At 47.5% G+C, this 20962-nt stretch carries 17 protein-coding genes and 3 pseudogenes; 13 read left to right on the top strand and 7 right to left on the bottom strand.

Translation table 11 applies throughout. The features are described 5' to 3' along the window. Positions 1-207 precede the first annotated feature (207 nt). Both D9741_RS04400 and D9741_RS04395 read left to right on the top strand, forming a co-directional pair. On the top strand, positions 208-4179 hold the full coding sequence (locus D9741_RS04400; protein WP_130218654.1) for an autotransporter outer membrane beta-barrel domain-containing protein: 3972 nt from the start codon (positions 208-210) through the stop codon (positions 4177-4179). 11 nt (positions 4180-4190) lie between these two features. After that, positions 4191-4457: pseudogene (locus D9741_RS04395) on the top strand (integrase core domain-containing protein); the annotation flags it as partial. Here the strand turns inward: D9741_RS04395 and tcyJ are convergent. The 4 genes from tcyJ to D9741_RS04375 form a co-directional block, all read right to left on the bottom strand. Next, positions 4458-5258 (bottom strand): cystine ABC transporter substrate-binding protein, encoded by an 801-nt coding sequence (tcyJ, locus tag D9741_RS04390; protein ID WP_130218652.1) that lies wholly within the window; start codon positions 5256-5258, stop codon positions 4458-4460. It abuts the pseudogene before it with no gap. 87 nt (positions 5259-5345) lie between these two features. Next, the gene (fliZ, locus tag D9741_RS04385; RefSeq protein ID WP_130208735.1) at positions 5346-5897 is read right to left on the bottom strand and encodes a flagella biosynthesis regulatory protein FliZ; all 552 of its coding nucleotides are present in this window, start codon (positions 5895-5897) and stop codon (positions 5346-5348) included. A 45-nt stretch (positions 5898-5942) separates the two neighbouring features. Next, positions 5943-6662, bottom strand: a complete 720-nt coding sequence (gene fliA, locus D9741_RS04380) for an RNA polymerase sigma factor FliA (RefSeq protein ID WP_064529323.1) — start codon at positions 6660-6662, stop codon at positions 5943-5945. Between the two features lie 317 nt (positions 6663-6979). Next, on the bottom strand, positions 6980-8290 hold the full coding sequence (locus tag D9741_RS04375; RefSeq protein ID WP_130218650.1) for a flagellin: 1311 nt from the start codon (positions 8288-8290) through the stop codon (positions 6980-6982). Positions 8291-8535: 245 nt separating this feature from the next. Between D9741_RS04375 and fliD the strand changes: the two genes are divergently transcribed. From fliD to amyA, 4 genes are all read left to right on the top strand, one after another. Then, on the top strand, positions 8536-9951 hold the full coding sequence (gene fliD / locus D9741_RS04370; protein ID WP_130218648.1) for a flagellar filament capping protein FliD: 1416 nt from the start codon (positions 8536-8538) through the stop codon (positions 9949-9951). Positions 9952-9966: 15 nt separating this feature from the next. Continuing rightward, on the top strand, positions 9967-10377 hold the full coding sequence (gene fliS, locus D9741_RS04365) for a flagellar export chaperone FliS (protein WP_130208571.1): 411 nt from the start codon (positions 9967-9969) through the stop codon (positions 10375-10377). Then, on the top strand, positions 10377-10775 hold the full coding sequence (gene fliT / locus D9741_RS04360; protein WP_130218646.1) for a flagella biosynthesis regulatory protein FliT: 399 nt from the start codon (positions 10377-10379) through the stop codon (positions 10773-10775). The genes fliS and fliT overlap by 1 nt, the downstream gene beginning before the upstream one ends. A gap of 70 nt (positions 10776-10845) precedes the next feature. Continuing rightward, positions 10846-12333: an alpha-amylase gene (amyA, locus tag D9741_RS04355; RefSeq protein ID WP_130218644.1), complete on the top strand. Its 1488-nt coding sequence runs from the start codon at positions 10846-10848 to the stop codon at positions 12331-12333. Between the two features lie 121 nt (positions 12334-12454). On the opposite strand, the gene yedD is transcribed toward amyA, so the two are convergent. After that, the gene (gene yedD, locus D9741_RS04350; RefSeq protein WP_130218642.1) at positions 12455-12868 is read right to left on the bottom strand and encodes a lipoprotein YedD; all 414 of its coding nucleotides are present in this window, start codon (positions 12866-12868) and stop codon (positions 12455-12457) included. Between the two features lie 185 nt (positions 12869-13053). Here yedD and yedE point away from each other — a divergent pair, with 185 nt between their 5' ends. The 5 genes from yedE to D9741_RS04325 all read left to right on the top strand — a co-directional run bounded on the left by yedE (position 13054) and on the right by D9741_RS04325 (position 17617). Then, positions 13054-14259, top strand: a complete 1206-nt coding sequence (gene yedE / locus D9741_RS04345) for a selenium metabolism membrane protein YedE/FdhT (RefSeq protein WP_130208577.1) — start codon at positions 13054-13056, stop codon at positions 14257-14259. Beyond that, positions 14256-14489 (top strand): sulfurtransferase-like selenium metabolism protein YedF, encoded by a 234-nt coding sequence (gene yedF, locus D9741_RS04340; protein WP_000790504.1) that lies wholly within the window; start codon positions 14256-14258, stop codon positions 14487-14489. Before yedE ends, yedF begins: the two co-directional genes overlap by 4 nt. 189 nt (positions 14490-14678) lie before the next feature. Beyond that, positions 14679-15083: a DUF1398 domain-containing protein gene (locus D9741_RS04335; protein WP_130218640.1), complete on the top strand. Its 405-nt coding sequence runs from the start codon at positions 14679-14681 to the stop codon at positions 15081-15083. 403 nt (positions 15084-15486) lie between these two features. Then, entirely contained in the window at positions 15487-15966 is a 480-nt protein-coding gene (locus D9741_RS04330; protein ID WP_130218638.1) for a GNAT family N-acetyltransferase, read from the top strand. 517 nt (positions 15967-16483) lie between these two features. Further along, positions 16484-17617, top strand: a complete 1134-nt coding sequence (locus tag D9741_RS04325; RefSeq protein ID WP_130218636.1) for an acyltransferase — start codon at positions 16484-16486, stop codon at positions 17615-17617. A gap of 502 nt (positions 17618-18119) precedes the next feature. Here D9741_RS04325 and D9741_RS04315 read toward each other — a convergent pair. Then, positions 18120-19454 (bottom strand): PLP-dependent aminotransferase family protein, encoded by a 1335-nt coding sequence (locus D9741_RS04315; protein ID WP_130218632.1) that lies wholly within the window; start codon positions 19452-19454, stop codon positions 18120-18122. A 99-nt stretch (positions 19455-19553) separates the two neighbouring features. Between D9741_RS04315 and D9741_RS04310 the strand changes: the two genes are divergently transcribed. Further along, the gene (locus tag D9741_RS04310) at positions 19554-20441 is read left to right on the top strand and encodes a DMT family transporter (RefSeq protein ID WP_001560838.1); all 888 of its coding nucleotides are present in this window, start codon (positions 19554-19556) and stop codon (positions 20439-20441) included. A 190-nt stretch (positions 20442-20631) separates the two neighbouring features. Here D9741_RS04310 and D9741_RS23830 read toward each other — a convergent pair. Next, positions 20632-20706, bottom strand: a pseudogene (locus tag D9741_RS23830) (capsid protein); the annotation flags it as partial. A gap of 150 nt (positions 20707-20856) precedes the next feature. On the opposite strand from D9741_RS23830, the pseudogene D9741_RS04300 reads away from it, so the two are divergent. Continuing rightward, a pseudogene (locus D9741_RS04300) lies at positions 20857-20962 on the top strand (hypothetical protein); the annotation flags it as partial.

Genomic DNA, 20962 nt, shown 5'->3' with positions numbered 1-20962 from the left:
ACTAACATCCAGAAAACATTACAATTCCAAATTACTCGTCAAAAAAAATCAACCCAATTGCTTGAGATGGATTTTTTCTGTTTATTTGCAATAATGCCCGCATCGATCATTTGTATGATGATTAGATAATACATATTATTTTCCAATGGCATTTACACAGTCAAAACATTTAACCCACCATTCTTAAACAAAAAAATTGGAGCTTTTGTGAAAATCAAAATTAATAAAAAAGAAAAGTTTTATGTCTATATAAAAAACAGAAAAACATTCGGCATAACGCAAGAGGGAATGAAGACAACATTACTATGCAGCCTTATATCTGCCACTCTGACCATTCAGCCTGCTTTGGGAGCCAAAATGGAAGTTACTCTTTCTAAAGGAAACCCTGCAGAAATATCTGAAAATATCATTGGTGCTGATGGCGTGCGTCACCCCCCGGGTAATGATGATGGGGAAGCTGGTGAAGATGCTCTCATTGTTAATGTTGTACCTGGTTCGTTACAGGATGAAAATATCCTGACAATTAACAGCGGTACTCGCATTAGTGGCGGTGAAGGCGGATGGGCTGGTGATGATGATGTTACTAAGATGGGTTCTGCAGGAGGCCTGGGCGGCACAGCTATTACTGGAAATAATTTTACTCTTGTTAATTATGGTGATATTTCCGGTGGTAAGGGTGGTTGGGGAGGTTATGGTAATGGCGGGGGCGATGGAGGTGAAGCGGGTACCGCTATTTCCGGAGATGATCTTACCATTACGAACAACGGAAGCATTACGGGTGGCGATGGCGGAATGCCTGGAGCCAGTGGTTATGGCGATGAGAGTGGTGGTTTAACGGGGACTCCTGCTGTTGGTGGGACTGCCATATCTGGCAATAATCTTCAAATAAGCAATAACGGAAACATCACTGCCGGGCAAGGTAGTAGTGGTGCCTGGTGGGCGGTATGGGGGTCTTCTGCCGGCACAGGAGGGAATGGAGGCACGGCAATATCCGGAAATAATATGGAGATAACAAATAATAATCACATTACAGGTGGCCAGGGGGGGGATGGTGCTCGCGGTGGTGAAGGTAGTGTCGAATTTACTACCGATCAGAATATTAATGGAAGTAGCGGTGGTAGTGGTGGTATTGGAGGGTCTGCTATATATGGTAATAATATTAAGATAAATAATACGGGAGATATAACTGGCGGACTGGGGGGCACTGGTGGTGAAGGTGGTGAAGGTGGTACAGATGAATATGATCACACTGACTCAGCGCCCCTTGGTTCTGGTGGTACTGGTGGTATTGGTGGTAACGGTGGGAATGCCATCTCTGGAAATAATATGGAAATAAATAATTATGGAAATATTATTGGTGGAAATGGCGGCACTGGTGGTGATGGTGGCGATGGATGGCGTTCCCATGAAAATAATAAAACTGGTGCCGGAGGTAATGGTGGCAACGGAGGTAATGGTGGTACTGCTATATCCGGGAGTAATATTACGATAAATAATCATGGTAGGATTTTGCCTGGTAGTGGAGGAGAGGACGGTAAAGGCAATATTGACTTCTACGGAGGGATACCGGGTAACAGAGGGCAAGATTGTGATACCGCAATATCTCTGAATGGTGGAACTAACTCGTTGAATCTCTACGCCGGTTCTACCATTCAAGGTGATATTGTTTTGAATAATGTTGAAAATAATGCTGATGGTAATTCTCTGTCCATTACAAATAAAGACTCCGCCAGCTCTGAAATAAAAGGCAATCTGAGAGCGGGTACAGGTACACATGTTTCCGTTTCGGGAGCTGATGTTTCCTTTAGCGGACGTTCGATATTTGACACAGATTCATCGCTGAATATGAGCACAGGTTCCAGTCATTTAACTGCCAACAGTATTCAGTTCAATAACGGTGCAGTGCTTAATGTTGATACTGCCATGACAATATGGAAGCAAAATGAGTACGGCTTGTTGACGACCTCCGACGGCATAACAGGGCTCTCTGAAAATAATATTTATCAGCATAATAATCTACTGAGTGATGGTGCTGAAGACTATGTTTTAACATCACTTAGTGGTAACGGGCAGACAGTAAAAGAGGTGAGTTCTTCCCTGAAGTGGAATGACCCCTCAGGAAATGGATATGGCTCGTTTGATCTAAGGAGAGGCGCGGTGTTAGAGCTGAAGGTGCGACTTGCAGATAACAATGCGGCTCAGTTATCTCATGGCTGGGATGGAAAAACGCTGACCAAAGCCGGCGAAGGAACACTGATTCTGTCTTCCAAAAACACTTACACGGGTGTAACAGACATCCGCGGCGGCAATGTTCGCATGAACAGCAACAGTGCTCTGGGGCAGACCAGCGAGATTCGTCTGGCAGACGACACCATGCTGGACATGAACGGTCACAGCCAGACCGCAGGTAAACTGAACAGCGCAGCAGGTTCCATACTGAACATTAATGGCGGTAATCTGACCCTCACAGGTGGAGGCCTGTCTGCAGGTACCCTCATCGGCTCTGGCTCCCTGAACCTCAGCGGTGGCGTGTTCGATATTACTGGTGCCAGCCGCGCCCTGAATGCCACCATTGCTATCGCAGATAAGGCAATGGTGAAGGTGCTTAATACTGACGGACTGGGAGCAGGCTCGGTTAACACTGTCGGCACACTGATTCTGGGCAAGGCTGATGCACCTGTCATGCTTGCTAACAGCCAGGTCACCATCGCTCAGCAGGGGACACTCTCCGGCTCTGGTGGTGTCGCCGGGAACGTAACCAACAGCGGTACTCTTGACCTGAGAGCCGATGCTCCGGGTAATGTACTGACGATCGGGGGTAACTATACCGGTAACAATGGCCTACTGCTCATGAACACCGCTCTGGGAAATGACAGCTCCGCAACAGACAAACTGGTAATCAGAGGCGATGCTTCCAGTCAGACCCGTGTGGTTGTTATAAATGCAGGTGGTACCGGAGCACAGACACTAAACGGTATTGAGTTGATTCATGTCGATGGTAATGCTGACAGTGCTGAATTTATTCAGGCCGGGCGTATTGCTGCCGGGGCTTATGACTACACGCTGGGACGTGGTCGGGGAAGCAACAGTGATAACTGGTATCTGACCAGTGGTAAAAACACGCCGTTCCAGCTGCGCGCTCTGAAAGCAATGCAACCCCCTGCCCCTGAACCTGCTCCGGGTGGTAATGACAACGACTTGCGTCCGGAAGCTGGCTCCTATACGGCGAACATGGCTGCCGCAAACACCATGTTCGTATCCCGTCTTCATGAACGCCTGGGGCCGATGCATTACACCGATGTGATTACCGGTGAACAGGAAAAAACCAGCATGTGGATGCACCATGAAGGGGAACACAACCACTGGCGTGACGGTACAGGTCAACTGAAAACACAGGGTAACCGTTACGTCCTGCAGTTGGGCGGTGACCTGGCTCAGTGGAGCCGGAACAGCTCTGACCGCTGGCATCTGGGAGTTATGGCTGGTTACGGTAATGACCATAACAATACGGATTCTGTACGTACCGGATACAGTTCAAAAGGCAGTGTGAAAGGATACAACACAGGTCTGTATGCCACCTGGTATGCTAATGATGAGACACATAGCGGGGCTTATCTGGATAGCTGGGCACAGTACAGTTGGTTCGATAACGATGTGAAAGGTGACGGACTGCCGGGGGAATCCTGGAAATCAAAAGGTCTGACAGCCTCACTGGAAACCGGTTATGTCTGGAAAACCGGTGAGTTTACCGGTAGCCATGGCAGTCTGAACGAATGGTATGTCCAGCCTCAGGCTCAGGTTATCTGGATGGGCGTAAAAGCTGATGAGCACCATGAACGCAATGGTACCCGTGTTGAAAGCACTGGTGACGGTAACGTCCATACCCTTCTGGGCGTGAAAACCTGGATTAAGGAGCACAACAGAATGAATGACGGCAAATCCCATGAGTTCCGTCCGTTCGTTGAGGTGAACTGGCTGCACAACACCCGTGATTTTGGCACCCGCATGAACGGTGTGACGGTACATCAGGACGGCGCCAGCAATATCGGAGAAGTAAAAACCGGTGTTGAGGGGCAGATAAATGACCATCTGAACCTGTGGGGCAATGTGGGTGTACAACTCGGTGACGAGGGATACAGCGACGCCTCTGCCATGCTGGGTATGAAGTATACATTCTGAACCGGGTTGCTCTTTATCAGTCAGTGCATGAGAGAAACGGGATAACCTGCTCAATGACCGTTGGTTATGACGGCGACCAGAATGCGCTGGCTGAACGAATAAACGGGCTCCTGAAAAACTCGCGTCCTGCAGGTCTGGAAAATAGTAAAAAATCCGTGGCTATTTATAACCATGAGCGGCCACACCTGGCACTAAAATACAAAACGCCCGATGAAGTTCATCAGGCGTTTTACAGACAAAAAAACTGTCAACTTATAGCAGGGCCGTCAATACGTTGATTACTTGGTCACATCAGCACCAAACCATTTTTCGGAAAGGGCTTGCAAGGTTCCATCTTTTTGCATTTCTGCAATGGCATCGTTGACTGCTTTCAGCAAGTCTTCGTTACCTTTACGCAGCGCGACACCTGACTCCTGGCGGGAAAAGGCTTCGCCAGTTACTGCCAGCGTATCATTGGTTTTCTTCACCAAATCCAGCGCCGCCAGACGGTCAACCAGGATGGCATCAATACGGCCTACGCGCAGATCCTGGTACTTGGTCGGGTCGTCATCATAGGTGCGCACATCAACACCCTGAACATTCTGACGCAGCCACTCTTCATAGTTGGTGCCTAAACCAACGCCAACTTTTTTACCTTTCAGGTCGTCTGCGGTTTTTATTGTGCCTTCATTACCTTTTTTCACCAGCGCCTGAATACCGGAAATGGTGTAAGGGGTAGAAAAATCGTATTTTTTCTTGCGTTCATCAGAAATGGTGACCTGGTTAATCACCACATCGATGCGTTTAGAATCCAGTGACGCCAGCATCCCGTCCCATTTGGTCGGTTTTAATGCGGCATCAACGCCCAGATGTTTTGCCAGTTGTTGGGCAAATTCCACTTCAAAACCAGTCAACTTGCCGTCATCGCCCTGAAAGCTGAACGGCGGGTAAGTCCCTTCCAGTCCCACCAGCAACGTGCCACGCTCTTTTACTTTATTGAGCAGGCCTTCGTTGGCAAAACTTTTCACGCTCATACCCGCAACCAGCGCCACGGCCATAACGCCCATCAACGCCTGATGTCCCAGATGTGCTAGTTTCATATTCACCCCGAATGTTGTTTTGTTGGTTTGCAGTGTAGAGCTATTGTTTGTAAACACAAAAACAAGTCTGCTACATCTTATTCTTATTTAATATATATCAGAAGCTGACATGCAGGGGGAATTCTGCGCAAGATCACCGCGGGTTTGCGTCTGGTAACACTGATACTTACGTAATGCGATGCGGTAATTATTGGTGCTTGTGGTGGGTAGCCATGGCGCCAGGTTTTCATCAAGAAAACCATCCTGCAGCAGGTCGGTGGAAATATCTTGCTCGCTTAAATAATTACCCAAACGACGCAGACGCACCACATACTCGCGCACAGTACCGGGGCTCATTTCAGTATGGTCAAAGAGAAACTGCTTGAAGCCGATAATATCAAAAAAATCACTCTGCGTTTTGCAGTGTAAATCGCCGCAAAAACGACACAACGCGGACCATGATTTTTGTTCTTCCTGCCAGCCATTTTCATCAAGCAGTGTATCGAGACGGGAAATCTCGATTTTATTCACTATTTTGCCGTCGCGAACCAGCGTAATGCGATCAAGTAGTTTACGGCAAAATGCGCAATGGGTTTGACTGTGTTTAAAGTCTTTAAGATAGCGACTCAATGGCCGCCTTTTCTGGTGCTGCATCATTATTAAGAACTCCTGGTATTCAAAATTAATGTGCGGCATTTACTTAAGTTATAACTTACCCAGTTTGGTGCGTAACCGTTTAATGGCCTGACTGTGTAACTGACTGACCCGCGATTCACCAACTTCCAGCACCGCGCCAATCTCTTTGAGATTAAGCTCTTCCTGGTAATAGAGCGTTAATACTAACTGTTCACGCTCCGGCAACATTTCGATGGCTTCCATTACCCGTTGACGCAAATTACTTTCCAGTAATTTTTGTAACGGGTTTTCCCGCTGATGATCGTCACTTACCAGTTCAATACTATCGCCGTGCTCTTCACGCCACTCATCGTAGGAAAAGAGTTGGCTGTTATTAGTATCAAGCAACATTTGTCGATAATCGGCGATTTCGATCCCTAAACGTTCTGCCACTTCAGTTTCTGTGGCGTTACGGCCAAGTTCCTGCTCCAGTTGCCCCATTGCCTGCGCCACTTCACGCGCATTGCGTCGCACGCTTCGTGGCACCCAGTCACGGCTGCGAAGTTCATCCAGCATAGCACCACGGATTCGCTGCACTGCGTAAGTTGTAAATGCCGTTCCTTGCAGGGCGTCATAACGTTCAACGGCATTAAGTAATCCAATGCCGCCCGCCTGTAGGAGATCATCAAGTTCTACACTCGCGGGCAGTCGGACCTGCAGGCGCAATGCTTCGTGACGCACCAGCGGGATATAACGCTGCCACAGCGAGTATTTATCCATTACACCTTCAGCGGTATAGAGTGATTTCACGATAAACAACCCTGCGTTATATAAGTAATCGGCATAATTATCCGTTTCTGCAGGTTTTTTAATCGGACGATTAATGGGTGAAATAAGCGGTTATTTAGAGTGATCGGTAAATAATGAGCAAAATAACCCCGCCGGACGCGGGGTTAAGAGATCTGACAACGTACGCTTCATCTTGCCGGATGCGGTGTAAATGCCTTATCCGGCCTGGACGAATATGCAAATTTAATTAATTGCGATTCACCTTGTAGGCATGATAAGCGCCGCGCATCAGGCAATTTGGCGTTTGCTGTCATTATCGGTTAATCCGGTTTTGGCGATTAACCTTGCAGCAGAGACAGAACTTGCTGCGGCACCTGGTTAGCTTTAGACAGCACGGAGTTGCCCGCCTGCTGGATGATCTGCGCTTTCGACATGTTGGACACTTCGGTCGCATAGTCGGCGTCCTGAATACGGGACTGCGCTTCAGACAGGTTGGTGGTGGTGTTGTTCAGGTTAGTGACCGCAGAATCCAGACGGTTTTGTACGGCACCGAGGGAGGAGCGGAATTTGTCGACTGATGCAATCGCTTTGTCTAAAAGTGCCAGTGGATCAGCAGAAGAAGCCCCTGAGAACTGTGCAGTCGGAGTTGCTGTAGATAATTCAACAACAACCTTGTTCCCTGTGGCTGTTGCTGCAGTGTCATCATCAAGCGCCGTTGAAACCGTTGTAGCGTAGTTTTTGCCCTGGAATGTTACATAACCCGCAGCCGCACCTTTAGAGTCAGCGGCAACTTTAATCAGTTGATCTTTCTGAGTAGCCGCTGTCGTTAGTCCATTATCGGTGTCTTTGTATTCGACATCGGCTTTATTCAACGTGACTTTACCGTTTGAATGATCAATCGACGCGGAGTAGAAATCACTGCCGGATTGAACGACGAACTGTGCAGTGGCAGCCCCTTTCGCATCCAGTGTATTGTGTAACGTCAGGCTAGAAACATCGACTGTTTTACCTGTCGCAGTAGTCAGATCTTTCGCAACAGCAGTGAAATCAACACCAACGGGTTCCGTTCCTGCATCACCCGTAATTTGAGTAATGGAACTGCTAACATTCAGCGACTGACCCGAAACGGAGAAGCCATTCAACCCTAATGTTGAAGAATCAATTTTCTGCAAATCGATAGAGATGGTCTGCCCATCATTCGCGCCAACCTGAATCTTCATCGAACCGTCTTTCGCCAGCACATTCACGCCGTTGAACTGGGTCTGACCGGAAACACGGTCAATTTCATCCAGACGGGATTTGATTTCGTCCTGAATAGAAGACAGGTCAGAATCAGAGTTAGTCCCGGTCGTCGCCTGAACGGTCAACTCACGCACACGCTGCAAGTTGTTGTTGATTTCAGACAGTGCGCCTTCTGCGGTCTGCGCCAGAGAAATACCGTCATTGGCGTTACGCGCGGCCTGAGTCAGCCCTTTAATGTTAGAGGTGAAACGGTTAGCAATCGCCTGACCAGCGGCGTCGTCTTTCGCACTGTTGATACGCAGGCCAGAAGAGAGGCGTTCGATAGAAGTCGACAGCGCAGACTGGTTTTTGTTGATGTTGTTCTGAGTGATCAGCGAGAGGCTGTTGGTGTTAATGACTTGTGCCATAATTTTTATTCCTGTTTTTAGCTCTACGGTTTAAGTATTGGGCTTCCACCCTTCGGCTTCGTCGCCGTCAACCCTGTTATCGTCTGGTCACTCACAACCTTTAGAATTTTTTTCTAGCCGTCGAAATACTCCCCTTCCTCGTTGCTGTTCGTGTCATTAAGCCAAAAAATAAATCGTAAACTTTGCCCCGCTTGCGCCGATAACCCCGGTATTCGTTCTACATGTCGCATGATTAAGGAATATATATGGCTAGTATTTCAACGCTCGGGGTTGGGTCGGGGCTGGATCTCAGCAGCATCCTCGACAGTCTTGAGGCGGCAGAAAAATCTACCCTGACGCCGATATCAAAACAGCAAAGCTCGTACACCGCGAAACTGAGCGCCTACGGGACGCTGAAAAGCGCGCTGGAGAGTTTTCAGACCGCCAACACGGCACTGAATAAAGCCGACTTATTTACCGCTACCTCAACCACCAGCAGTTCTTCAGCTTTTAGCGCCACCACCACGGGCAGCGCAATTGCCGGAAAATACACCATTAGTGTCAGCCAACTGGCACAAGCACAGACGCTCACGACCCAAAACAGCCAAAAAGACAACAAAGCCGCCATCGCCACCAGCGATAGCGTCCTGACCATCCAGCAAGGCGGTGGAAAAGATCCCGTCACGATTGATATCAGCGCGGCTAACTCGTCACTCTCTGGTATCCGCGATGCAATTAACAACGCCAAAGCCGGTGTCAGCGCCAGTATCATCAATGTGGGTAACGGCGAGTATCGTTTGTCTATCACCGCCAATGATACCGGTAGCGATAACGCCATGAAACTGAGCGTCAGCGGCGACAGCGCCCTGCAAAGTTTTATGGGTTACAACGGAACGTCGGGTGATAGCAGTAATGGCATGATTGAAAGCGTCACCGCGCAGAACGCCAAACTGACGGTTAATAACGTTGAGATTGAAAACAGCAGCAACACTATCAGTGACGCGCTGGAAGATATCACTCTCAACCTGAATGACGTCACCACCGGTAATCAGACCCTCACCATCAGCAAAGACACCTCCAAAGCTGAAAATGCGGTTAAAGCGTGGGTGGATGCCTATAACACGTTACAGGATACGTTCAGCAGCTTAACAAAATACACCGCAGTCGATGCCGGGGCAGAAAGTCAGGACTCCAGCAACGGCGCGTTACTCGGTGACTCCACGCTGCGCACCATCCAGACCCAGTTAAAAACGCTGCTTGCCAATACGCATAGCAGTTCGGCCTATAAAACATTGGCACAGATCGGTATTACCACCGACGCCAGTAGCGGAAAACTGGAAATAGCGACCGACAAGCTGCAAACAGCCCTGAAGAAAGATGCTGCTGGCGTAGGTGAAATGTTTATTGGTGACGGTAAAAGCACTGGCGTAACCACCAGCATTAGCAGCAACCTGACCAGTTGGCTCTCCTCCACCGGGATAATCCAGGCTGCAAAAGATGGCGTAAGCAAAACGCTGAACAATTTGACGGATCAGTACAACGCTGCCAGTGAACGTATCGATACATTAATGGCGCGCTACAAAGCCCAGTTCACCCAACTGGATGTGTTAATGAACTCGCTTAACTCCACCAGTAGCTATCTGACACAGCAATTCGACACCTCAAATAGCAGCTCGAAATAATCTTCAGGAGAGACTATGTACAGCGCAAAAGGCACGCAGGCCTATGCACAAATTGGCGTTGAGAGCGCCGTGATGAGCGCCAGTCCACAGCAACTGGTTACCATGCTATTTGACGGCGTGTTGAGTGCGCTGGTAAGAGCACGCCTGTTTATGCAGGACAACAACCTGGAAGGTAAAGGCGTTTCTTTATCGAAAGCTATCAACATCATTGAGAATGGGTTGAAGGTGAGCCTCGAAGAAGAAAGCCAGGATGAATTAACCCAGAATTTAATTGCGCTCTATAGCTATATGGTCAGGCGTTTGCTGCAAGCGAATTTGCGTAACGATGTCTCCGCAGTAGAAGAAGTGGAAACGTTGATGCGCAATATTGCCGATGCCTGGAAAGAGACTTTACTCTCCCCTTCTTTGATTCAGGACCCTGTCTGATGAACCATGCACCGCACTTGTATTTTGCCTGGCAACAACTTGTCGAAAAAAGCCAGCTCATGTTACGCCTGGCGACAGAAGGACGATGGGATGAACTCATCGCCAGCGAAATGGATTATGTGAATGCGGTGCAACAAATCGCGCACCTGACGGAAGAAATGGAACCCTCTGCCATGATGCAGGAACAACTCAAACCAATGTTACGCCTCGTCCTGGACAACGAAAGCAACGTTAAGCAGTTATTGCAGGTGCGAATGGATGAGCTGGCGAAGCTGGTTGGTCAGTCATCGATGCAAAAATCCGTATTAAGTGCTTACGGTGACCAGGGCGGCTACGTACTGGCGCCGCAGGAGAATATCGTCAATTTTTCTCCCCATCTGCATTTTGGCAAAGTATAAAAGTTGGATTACTCGCGAATAACCTGATTACGGCTACGCTTCTAATGTTCCCCTCATGTGGAGTCGAAGAATGCGTAATCCCACGCTGTTGCAATGCTTTCACTGGTATTACCCTGAAGGCGGCAAGCTCTGGCCCGAGCTTGCCGAGCGCGCCGACGGTTTAAATGATATTGGTATCAATATGGTCTGGCTGCCGCCTGCCTATAAAGGCGCATCGGGCGGATATTCTGTCGGCTACGATTCCTATGATTTATTTGATTTAGGCGAGTTTGATCAAAAAGGCACTGTCGCGACGAAATATGGTGATAAAGCGCAATTGCTGGCGGCCATCGACGCGCTTAAACGCAACGACATCGCCGTACTGCTGGATGTGGTGGTGAACCACAAAATGGGTGCCGACGAAAAAGAAGCGATTCGCGTTCAGCGAGTTAACGAAGAGTGTCGCACGCAAATTGATGATGAAATTATCGAATGCGAAGGCTGGACCCGTTACACCTTCCCTGCACGAGCCGGAAAATATTCACAATTCATATGGGACTTCAAATGTTTTAGCGGTATCGACCATATCGAAAACCCGCATGAAGATGGCATCTTTAAAATCGTCAACGATTACACTGGCGAAGGCTGGAATGATCAGGTCGATGATGAATTAGGCAATTTCGATTATCTGATGGGCGAAAACATCGATTTTCGTAACCATGCCGTCACCGAAGAGCTCAAATACTGGGCGCGCTGGGTAATGGAACAAACTCAGTGCGATGGTTTTCGTCTCGACGCGGTAAAACATATTCCGGCGTGGTTCTATAAAGAGTGGATCGAGCATGTGCAAGAAGTTGCGCCGAAACCACTCTTTATTGTGGCGGAATACTGGTCGCGCGAGGTCGAGAAACTGCAAACGTATATTGATCAGGTGGAAGGTAAAACCATGCTGTTCGATGCACCGCTACAGATGAAATTCCACGAAGCGTCTCGTATGGGGCGTGATTATGATATGACTGAGATTTTTAGCGGCACATTGGTTGAAGTCGATCCTTTCCACGCTGTGACGCTGGTCGCCAACCACGACACCCAGCCGTTACAAGCCCTTGAAGCTCCGGTGGAGCCGTGGTTTAAGCCGCTGGCTTATGCCCTTATTTTGCTACGGGAAAATGGCGTGCCTTCGGTGTTTTACCCTGATCTGTACGGAGCTCATTACGAAGATGTCGGCGGTGACGGTCAAACCTATCCAATCGATATGCCAATAATCGAACAACTTGATGAGCTAATCCTCGCCCGACAGCGTTTTGCCCACGGTGTACAGACGCTATTTTTCGATCATCCGAACTGCATTGCCTTTAGTCGCAGTGGCACCGATGAATATCCTGGCTGCGTTGTGGTTATGTCGAATGGCGACGATGGCGAAAAGACGATTAATCTGGGGGAGAACTATGGCAATAAAACCTGGCGCGATTTCCTCGGTAATCGACAAGAGAGCATAGTTACCGATGAAAATGGCGAAGCGACTTTTTTTTGCAACGGCGGCAGCGTCAGCGTTTGGGTTATCGAAGAGGTGATTTAAAACCGATCGCTGACAATACACGCATCGTTATTGCCGCGCCGTTACAGTTTCAGGCCCGATAAGCTTGCGTATCGGGCACTTTTTTTGACATAAAAATCCCCCAGAGCCAGGGGAATTTTCATTACGGCAGCGGCGTCGGTAACGGCGCTTTTTCCAGCGCGGCGGCACACTCTGCCGTCGGACGAGCCACGCGTTCCATCGTCATGCCATCATACTCAATAGTGTTACCGTCACGCTCAATCTCGTACAGCTCACGTTTCACAGTAACGTTAGTGAGAGAATCAGACATCAGCGTCAGCTTACCCGGTAACGCAATCACTCGCTGCCATTGACGGCAATCCAGGGTATCACCCTCTTTAGTGACAATCAGGCTACCAATCGCTTCCGGGCTGACCAGTGCACGTTGCGGCCCTTTGGTCTGCCAGTACCCTGTCAGCCAGTCTGGCGCGGGGGTTTTTACAACATTATTATAGTTTTCGACTTCGGCACAGCCCGCCAACAACATGAGTGCGCCTGCAATTGCGAGTTTTTTCATCATTCGTCCTGCATGAGAAGAAAAGTGGATTGTGGCATTAAAGCCCTGACGCTGCCAGCCTTTCCAGGCCCAAAGAGAAATTTGATCTAACTATTATTTTTGTGAATTATTGCCACGCAAATAAATTATCCTGATGTATGATTCGCGACTCTTGTTTAAACCTTCTGAGTTCAGAGGCTACATACATGTCATGGCAGCAATTCAAACAAGCCTGGTTGATTAAATTCTGGGCGCCAATCCCTGCGGTCATCGCGGCGGGCATTCTCTCCACTTACTATTTTGGCATTACCGGCACTTTTTGGGCAGTTACGGGTGAATTTACCCGCTGGGGCGGTCAGCTCCTGCAACTGTTTGGCGTCCATGCTGAAGAGTGGGGCTATTTTAAAATTATCCATCTGGAAGGATCGCCATTAACCCGCATTGACGGAATGATGATTCTCGGTATGTTCGGCGGCTGTTTTGCCGCGGCATTATGGGCCAACAACGTCAAACTGCGCATGCCGCGTAGCCGTATCCGCATTATGCAGGCCATTATTGGCGGGATTATTGCTGGTTTTGGTGCACGTCTGGCGATGGGCTGTAACCTGGCGGCGTTCTTTACCGGCATTCCTCAGTTCTCGCTGCACGCCTGGTTCTTTGCCATCGCCACCGCCATCGGCTCATGGTTTGGCGCGCGCTTTACCCTGCTGCCTGTTTTTCGTATCCCCGTGAAAATGCAGAAAGTCTCTGCCGCCTCACCGCTGACGCAGAAACCAGATCAGGCGCGGCGCCGTTTTCGTCTCGGGATGCTGGTCTTTTTCGGCATGCTTGGCTGGGCGCTGCTGACGGCGATGAACCAACCAAAGCTGGGGCTGGCGATGCTGTTTGGTGTCGGCTTTGGCTTACTGATAGAACGTGCACAAATCTGCTTTACTTCGGCGTTCCGCGACATGTGGATCACCGGACGAACCCACATGGCGAAAGCGATCATTTTCGGTATGGCGGTAAGTGCCATCGGGATTTTCAGTTATGTACAGTTAGGCGTAGAACCTAAAATCATGTGGGCGGGTCCGAACGCGGTAATTGGTGGATTACTGTTTGGTTTTGGTATTGTGCTGGCGGGCGGCTGCGAAACGGGATGGATGTACCGCGCGGTGGAAGGCCAGGTGCATTACTGGTGGGTCGGTCTGGGCAACGTTATTGGCTCCACGATTCTGGCGTATTACTGGGATGATTTCGCCCCGGCACTGGCAACCGACTGGGACAAAATCAACCTGCTAAAAACCTTTGGTCCAATGGGCGGCCTGCTGGTGACATATTTACTATTGTTCGCTGCGCTGATGCTGATTATCGGCTGGGAAAAACGTTTCTTCCGCCGTGCGGCGCCGCAGACAGCTAAGGAGATCGCATGAAAAATATCGTTCCTGATTACCGTCTTGATATGGTGGGTGAGCCCTGCCCTTACCCGGCGGTTGCAACCCTTGAGGCTATGCCGCAGTTAAAAAAAGGCGAGATCCTCGAAGTGGTCAGCGATTGTCCACAGTCGATTAACAATATTCCGCTGGATGCGCGTAATCACGGCTATACGGTACTGGATATTCAGCAAGACGGGCCGACCATTCGTTATTTAATTCAGAAGTAATCTTTTCTCCCGCTGTTTCAGGCAGCGGGACCCACTTGCTACGAATACTCCGTTGTCTATTTTCCGTACCACAGTTGAATTATTATTGATTCACACAGACACAGCATTAAGTGATCGGACCAGATTGAAGGAATAACACCGATCATGCAAACTACTCTCCCTCACAACTGACGAGAGATTATTTCCCTGATGGATCAGGTTGCTAATTTTCAAAAGATGTTTGAGCAAGTGAGAACGGAGCTAAACTTTTCCTGGTTTTATGCTGAGTTAAAACGTCATCATATTGCACATTATATTTACTATCTTGCCACAGATAACATCAGGATCGTCACGCACGATGACAATGTTTTGTTAATAAGAGGAAGCAGAAGTCTATTAAAAGTCAGTGCCATCAAGGATCCTGAGCAAGTCAAAAAAGCAGCCCGAACTCACATTTCAAGACGGTCTACATTTCGGGAATATTGTATAACGCTTGCAAAGGCTGGTGTTTTTCGGTGGGTTACTGACGTTGGTGACAATAAGCGGCGTTACTATTCTATCGATAATACACTTTTATATATTGAAGATATCGAGAACAACAAACCACTTATTTAGCTGTTCTCGCCAGCTCAGGTCTGACAGTGGCTGGTTATTAATAAAATTTTCAATGATCGGTTCTGAAATAGCGATTAACTAACGCCTTCATGTTCATGCCTGTGACCTTGTATTTTTCGTTGATGACAAAGAAAGCCCTAGAGCGCACCAGATAACAGGCGGAGTGAATCATCAAGCATCATCGTTCACCGTAGATCTCCCGGTGTGTCATACCCTATACACGCCCATCACTCGATGGGCATTCTGAAAGCAAGTTACTGCGAAGCGTTCTTCCAGCGATGGCTCCATACAATGGTGAGCGGTCATTTTTTACAAACAGAACCGTGTCATAAGAAACATCTATTAGACAACGATGTTTTCGCCTGTTGGTATGTTGTAATTAGACAACCAACAAGAAACAATCATGTTCACTGTCAAAACAGATGATCTCTCCCATCCTGCAGTACAAGAATTAGTGAATTACCATATTTCCGGTATGCAGGAACAATCTCCACCAGAAAGCATCCATGCTTTAGACGTACAAAAACTACGTGATCCGGCAGTGACATTCTGGTCAGCATGGGAAGGAGATCGACTCGCCGGAATTGGCGCGCTGAAGTTACTGGATGATGAACATGGCGAGTTGAAATCAATGCGTACTGCGCCAGACTTTTTACGTCGTGGCGTTGCAAATCTGATTTTACGGCATATTTTGCAAGTTGCACATGACAGACGCCTTCAGCGCCTGAGTTTAGAAACAGGAACACATGCTGGATTTACGGCCTGCCATCAACTTTATCTCAAACATGGCTTCACTGCCTGCGAGCCCTTCGCTGATTATAAACCGGATCCAAATAGCCGTTTTATGACCTTGAACTTATATGAAAATCATCAATTGTCATGACTGGTAGCCCAACCAACTGCGGCAGGGAATGCTGATTATGTGTTTGCAGCACTTTTTTGTGCTTGCAGGCAGCTTCTTATAAAGGTTCGATCACTTCATACTAATGAATACTCATTACCTTACGGTGCGGCCCCAAAAGTGATTAATCAGTCGCCCATTACCTATTGTTCCAATGTAAATGGGACATCATCCCCCCACTCTCACCATTGCTCGTACAGCCAAAAACTTAGCTTTAGTGTACTCAACCCACTGTAAGCAAGTTAAATAACTCTGACAAAAACAGGGAACGTGCCATTTGCTCGTGATTTTTGCATTTTTATGAATATTGGTTAAGTAATACCACCTAGGAATGAAATAACAAAATCGAGAGTTAATATCACCTAAATTAAATGATAAAGCACAGTTGTTTGCTATGGGATTACAATCTGATACTCTAGATAAACTCTAAAGTAATCCATACCCATTTATATAGATTACTGATTATTTTTAACATTTACTGCAGAAGAGTTTTGTTCATATGAACCTGTCATTCTCATTTATTTTAGCATTTTTCTGTATCGTAGGTGCATTAATCGCATTCAGCTTGCCAATATTTAAATTTCTTGATAACGACATTCAGCCAAACAGAGCCAATAGACTTGATGGCATGCGTTTTTATCTTGCATCTTTTGTTATATTCCATCATATGGACTGCGCTTACTCATATTTTACAACTGGTCAATGGGCTCCGATATCCCAATGGCTTTTAATTATGGGAAAGAATGGCGTAGCATTGTTTTTCATGACAACCGCTTATTTATTTTGGGGAAAGATTAGGGACAAAGATAATATAGACTGGATTGATTTATATAAAAAAAGACTCCTTAGAATTGTCCCGTTAACTTTCTTTTGCTCATTCCTGGCTATTTCTCTCCTTTTCATATTCACGGAAAAAATCCCATTCACCGCAACGACTATATCTAATTTACTGACCTGGTTTGATGGTGGTTTATGGGACAATAAATTACCAGTGACGGCTTTTCATACCCCCTTTATTGTATTAGCCGGGGTTACGTGGACATTAAAATGGGAATGGATGTTTTATTTTTCTCTTCCATTGCTATTTATGCTCAATAAAAGATCTATGGAACTGAGCATTGTACTTTTTGCATTTTCATTTTATTTCTTACCTTCCTTCACGAATACAGCTTATCTTTGGTCATATTTCTTTGCAGGAATGCTTTGTAAGGAATTGAAAGAAAGGGTTATTCTATCAAAGACCACTGCAAATTGTATTTTATTATCTACAATACTGCTGGCCTATCTGTCAGCACCTACATTGTATAGCCCGCCAGAGACTGCTTTCCTTGCTATTATTTTCTTTTGTATCATCTCTGGAGCCGAACTATTTGGTGCATTAACAACCAGAGCAGCTAAAAGATTAGGGGCGATTAGCTACAGTTTGTACCTCACGCAGGGGTTAGTACTTTTCCCAGTTTACAACTATCTGGCAACTGCAAAAATGATAGCTATTGGCCCCTTACTACTTTCGATACTTATTATAGCCTTCTTCGCTATTTGCCTTCTATCCACTTTCACTTACCATTTTATAGAGCTACCATTTATCAAAAAAATAAAGACTAACTCGCCATCCTCATTACATGAAATATAAAAAATAATGAGAGTGTACTTATCTGCATTCACTAATCGCCGCCCCAGGTTTCGTAGACCAGTTGTTTTTGTTGTATCGGCAGGACGCCTCAGTTACAAAACCTACACCTGCATGGACATCATATGACCATGTATTTTTCATAAATGACAAAGATCGCCCAAGAGCACACCAGATAACAGGCAGTTAGAGTTGACTGAAACATCAAGCATCGTAGTTCTCCGTAGATCTAACGGTGTGATTTGCCCCATATATGCCCCACCACTCAGCATCGAAGAGCACAAAGCCTTGCAATCCAGTGCAAAGCTTTGTGTGCCCCCCACTACGACCTGCATAACCAGTAAGAAGATAGCAGTGATGTCAAACGGCGCAGCAGTCTTCTTTTCCTTCACACTTTCCCCACCCAGCATGCATACCTTTCTGCCGTAACTGAAGTGAATGTCTCAGGGCGTGAAGCGGACGTTGTATTCTTTGAAGTCAAATACTCCAACAACGGACTATCAGGTTAGCGATACTGCTCATACTCAATCGCTTCCCGAACTTTAAGAATTGCCTTGTATAAGGCATCGGTAGTCACGGAACCTAGGGCTAACCTGATTGCCTGGGGCACCACTAATGATGTACTAAACGGTTCTGCTGTTGAGACAGAAATGTTGCAATTCATTAAATTCTTGGCAACCCTATCAGCTCGTGCTTCATCTGGCATAGGGATCCAGGCAAAATAGGAATTCGAATGCGTAACACAGCGAAGATTGCCCAAGTTGGATCTTAATACAGCCTGGCGCTGGCGCGCATCGCGCCTTTTCAGTATTTCAAACCGGGAAACAGTACCATCTTTTATCCAGTTACAGACCAGCGAGGTAATCACTGAGGGCGTATTCCACGCGGTTGCTCTCACAGCTCTTTCCAGAGCTGGTCTGTAGGTTTCAGGACAAACTATAGCCCCTACTCTAAGTCCCGTCGCGATGTTCTTTGAAAAACCCGTAACGTACACGGTGCGTTCCTGCGCATAAAAGGCAACCGGTGGCGGAGGCCTGTGGATCAGAAAACTATAAGCTGTATCTTCAATGATGATCAGGTCATAAGCTCGGGCAATATCAGCCATTTTTTTTCGCTGCTTACGGCTAAGCACCCAGCCCAAAGGATTGTGCAACGTAGGCATTGTATAGATGGCTCTTACATCCCTTTTCTGGCATATCGCTTCCAGTGCAGATAAATCGGGGCCATCAACCAATGCTGGAATACTGACAATCTCCAGATGGTATAACTCAGCCAGTACTTTAAAGCCGGGATAGGTCAGAGCATCGACGGCCACCACATCTCCTGGTCGCAATAACCCCATAACTGTGACGGTAAGTCCATGCTGCGCGCCATTCACAATAATCACATTCTCTGGTTCAGGCTCAAACTCTGGACTGGCAAGGTAACCGGCGATAATTTTTCGCTCAGTCATTCTGCCTGCATGCGGCTGATAGCGCAGAAGCGACTCAATATCTCCCACGGTCGATATATGTCGGAGAGCGCCACGCAATATTTCCCCCTGATCCGGTAACGATGGATAGTTAAAGTTCAAATCAATCACATCTGTAGCAACAGCAGGCTGGTCGACTCCATGTCCGTATGGAAGCGCGATTTCACGAACAAACGTCCCCCTTCCCGTTTCTCCGCTGACCAGCCCCATAGCCTCCAGCTCGCTATAAACTCGTGTCGCTGTCGCCAGCGAAATGTGTTCCCGCGCAGAGAGTGCTCTGTGTGTCGGTAAACGGGTGCCGGAAGGAATATCTCCACTGCGTATCTTCTTTGCGAACATATCTACGATGGATTTATAGCGCTCTTTCATCGAATGTATCCATGACAATAATTATATTGTATCGAATGTTTGAGCGTACCATCGCCATCACAATGCTCAAGTCTGTAGGCAACAAAAAGTGAGGTCGGTATGGAGAATTCAGTGGCAGATAAAATGGCTGCAAGTTCAGTATCTGGTTGGGTCAACGGTCTGTTGGGCGTCATCATTTTTAGTGGTTCCCTACCGGCCACACGTGTTGCCGTGCTTGATATGGATCCGTTTTTTCTGACTTTCCTCCGGGCATCCATTGCCGGTACGCTGGCGGTGATTCTTGTTTATTACTTTCGTGAAAAACGCCCACAAGCCGCTCAGTTCGCACCGCTAATTATTGTGTCTGTGGGCGTCATTGTTGGCTTTCCCTTACTTACAGCGATGGCGCTAAAGCATATTGATGCGGCCCACTCGATCGTTTATTTAGGGCTACTGCCGCTTAGTACAGCGATTTTTGGGGTACTACGAGGTGGTGAACGACCAACAATAGCGTTCTGGATTTTTTCTGTTCTGGGTAGCCTACTGGTGATAGGGTTTGCCTTCATGCAAAGTGATACAGTCTCCCTGACAGGCGATCTTCTTATGCTTGCCGCTGTGGTTATTTGTGGACTTGGGTATGCAGAAGGCGCAAAACTGACCCGAGTGCTTGGGGGATGGCAAGTCATTAGCTGGGCACTGATTATTTCCCTGCCTTTTATGGTGTTGGCCTCATTGATGACAATACCCGATACTTTTGGCGGGATTTCTACATCGGCCTGGTTCGCTCTGGCCTACGTCTCGCTATTCAGCATGCTGATTGGCTTTATATTCTGGTATAAGGGACTGGCTACTGGCGGGATTGCAGCTGTCGGTCAGCTACAGCTATTACAGCCTTTCTTTGGATTGGGTCTGTCAGCCACACTGCTGCATGAAGCCATTAGTCCGCTGATGATACTGATTACATTCGGTGTCATCCTCTGCGTCATAGGCTCCCGTAAATTTTCCTGATAAAATTCAGTCTGGTCTGCCAGTACTGACCAGGCGTTCTATCTGGAAAACTCGTCTTTATGTTCACCGATCCAAGCGTTTTTCCAATGTAAAAATAAACGTCTTCCTCTGGCACATAGCAGTCCTAAAGATAGTGGCGTACAGTCATAGATGGTCGGTGGGAGGAGGTGCAAATCCTCTCATACAAAAAAATACGTAAAATCGATAACGGCTGGAAATAATTCAATACTTGCACTATCGGAAGTTCACCAGCCAGCCGCAGTATCCTATCATGACAAGTTACTGCGGCTTTTTATATTTAACGGATCAACAGCCAGACCAGCAGACACACCACCACTGGCACAGCAAAATCCATCAGGCTTGCCACATCCCATGCCCGAGGATCAAAACCGCCCCACCACGGCATGTTAATCCGCTTGCCATACCAGGCTCAGTAAAAGTGCCTGAACTGTTTGTGGTAGAGCCCTTCCCTGCCGTGCATCATCTGGTCAGCACCATAACGGCACACCTACCAGAACAGT

It is taken from the genome of Escherichia sp. E14V7, from assembly GCF_004212225.1.
In the GTDB taxonomy this organism is placed as follows: Bacteria; Pseudomonadota; Gammaproteobacteria; order Enterobacterales; family Enterobacteriaceae; genus Escherichia.
This window is presented reverse-complemented; position numbering and strand designations above follow the sequence as displayed.

Bases quoted from the DNA above. Each gene is read 5' to 3' on its own strand.
- fliS (WP_130208571.1), top strand. From the start codon at position 9,967: ATGTACAGCGCAAAAGGCACGCAGGCCTATGCACAAATTGGCGTTGAG.
- yedF (WP_000790504.1), top strand. From the start codon at position 14,256: ATGAAAAATATCGTTCCTGATTACCGTCTTGATATGGTGGGTGAGCCC.
- D9741_RS04325 (WP_130218636.1), top strand. From the start codon at position 16,484: ATGAACCTGTCATTCTCATTTATTTTAGCATTTTTCTGTATCGTAGGT.
- fliT (WP_130218646.1), top strand. From the start codon at position 10,377: ATGAACCATGCACCGCACTTGTATTTTGCCTGGCAACAACTTGTCGAA.
- D9741_RS04335 (WP_130218640.1), top strand. From the start codon at position 14,679: ATGGATCAGGTTGCTAATTTTCAAAAGATGTTTGAGCAAGTGAGAACG.
- yedD (WP_130218642.1), bottom strand. From the start codon at position 12,868: ATGAAAAAACTCGCAATTGCAGGCGCACTCATGTTGTTGGCGGGCTGT.
- amyA (WP_130218644.1), top strand. From the start codon at position 10,846: ATGCGTAATCCCACGCTGTTGCAATGCTTTCACTGGTATTACCCTGAA.
- D9741_RS04310 (WP_001560838.1), top strand. From the start codon at position 19,554: ATGGAGAATTCAGTGGCAGATAAAATGGCTGCAAGTTCAGTATCTGGT.
- D9741_RS04315 (WP_130218632.1), bottom strand. From the start codon at position 19,454: ATGAAAGAGCGCTATAAATCCATCGTAGATATGTTCGCAAAGAAGATA.
- tcyJ (WP_130218652.1), bottom strand. From the start codon at position 5,258: ATGAAACTAGCACATCTGGGACATCAGGCGTTGATGGGCGTTATGGCC.
- fliD (WP_130218648.1), top strand. From the start codon at position 8,536: ATGGCTAGTATTTCAACGCTCGGGGTTGGGTCGGGGCTGGATCTCAGC.
- D9741_RS04330 (WP_130218638.1), top strand. From the start codon at position 15,487: ATGTTCACTGTCAAAACAGATGATCTCTCCCATCCTGCAGTACAAGAA.
- yedE (WP_130208577.1), top strand. From the start codon at position 13,054: ATGTCATGGCAGCAATTCAAACAAGCCTGGTTGATTAAATTCTGGGCG.
- D9741_RS04375 (WP_130218650.1), bottom strand. From the start codon at position 8,290: ATGGCACAAGTCATTAACACCAACAGCCTCTCGCTGATCACTCAGAAC.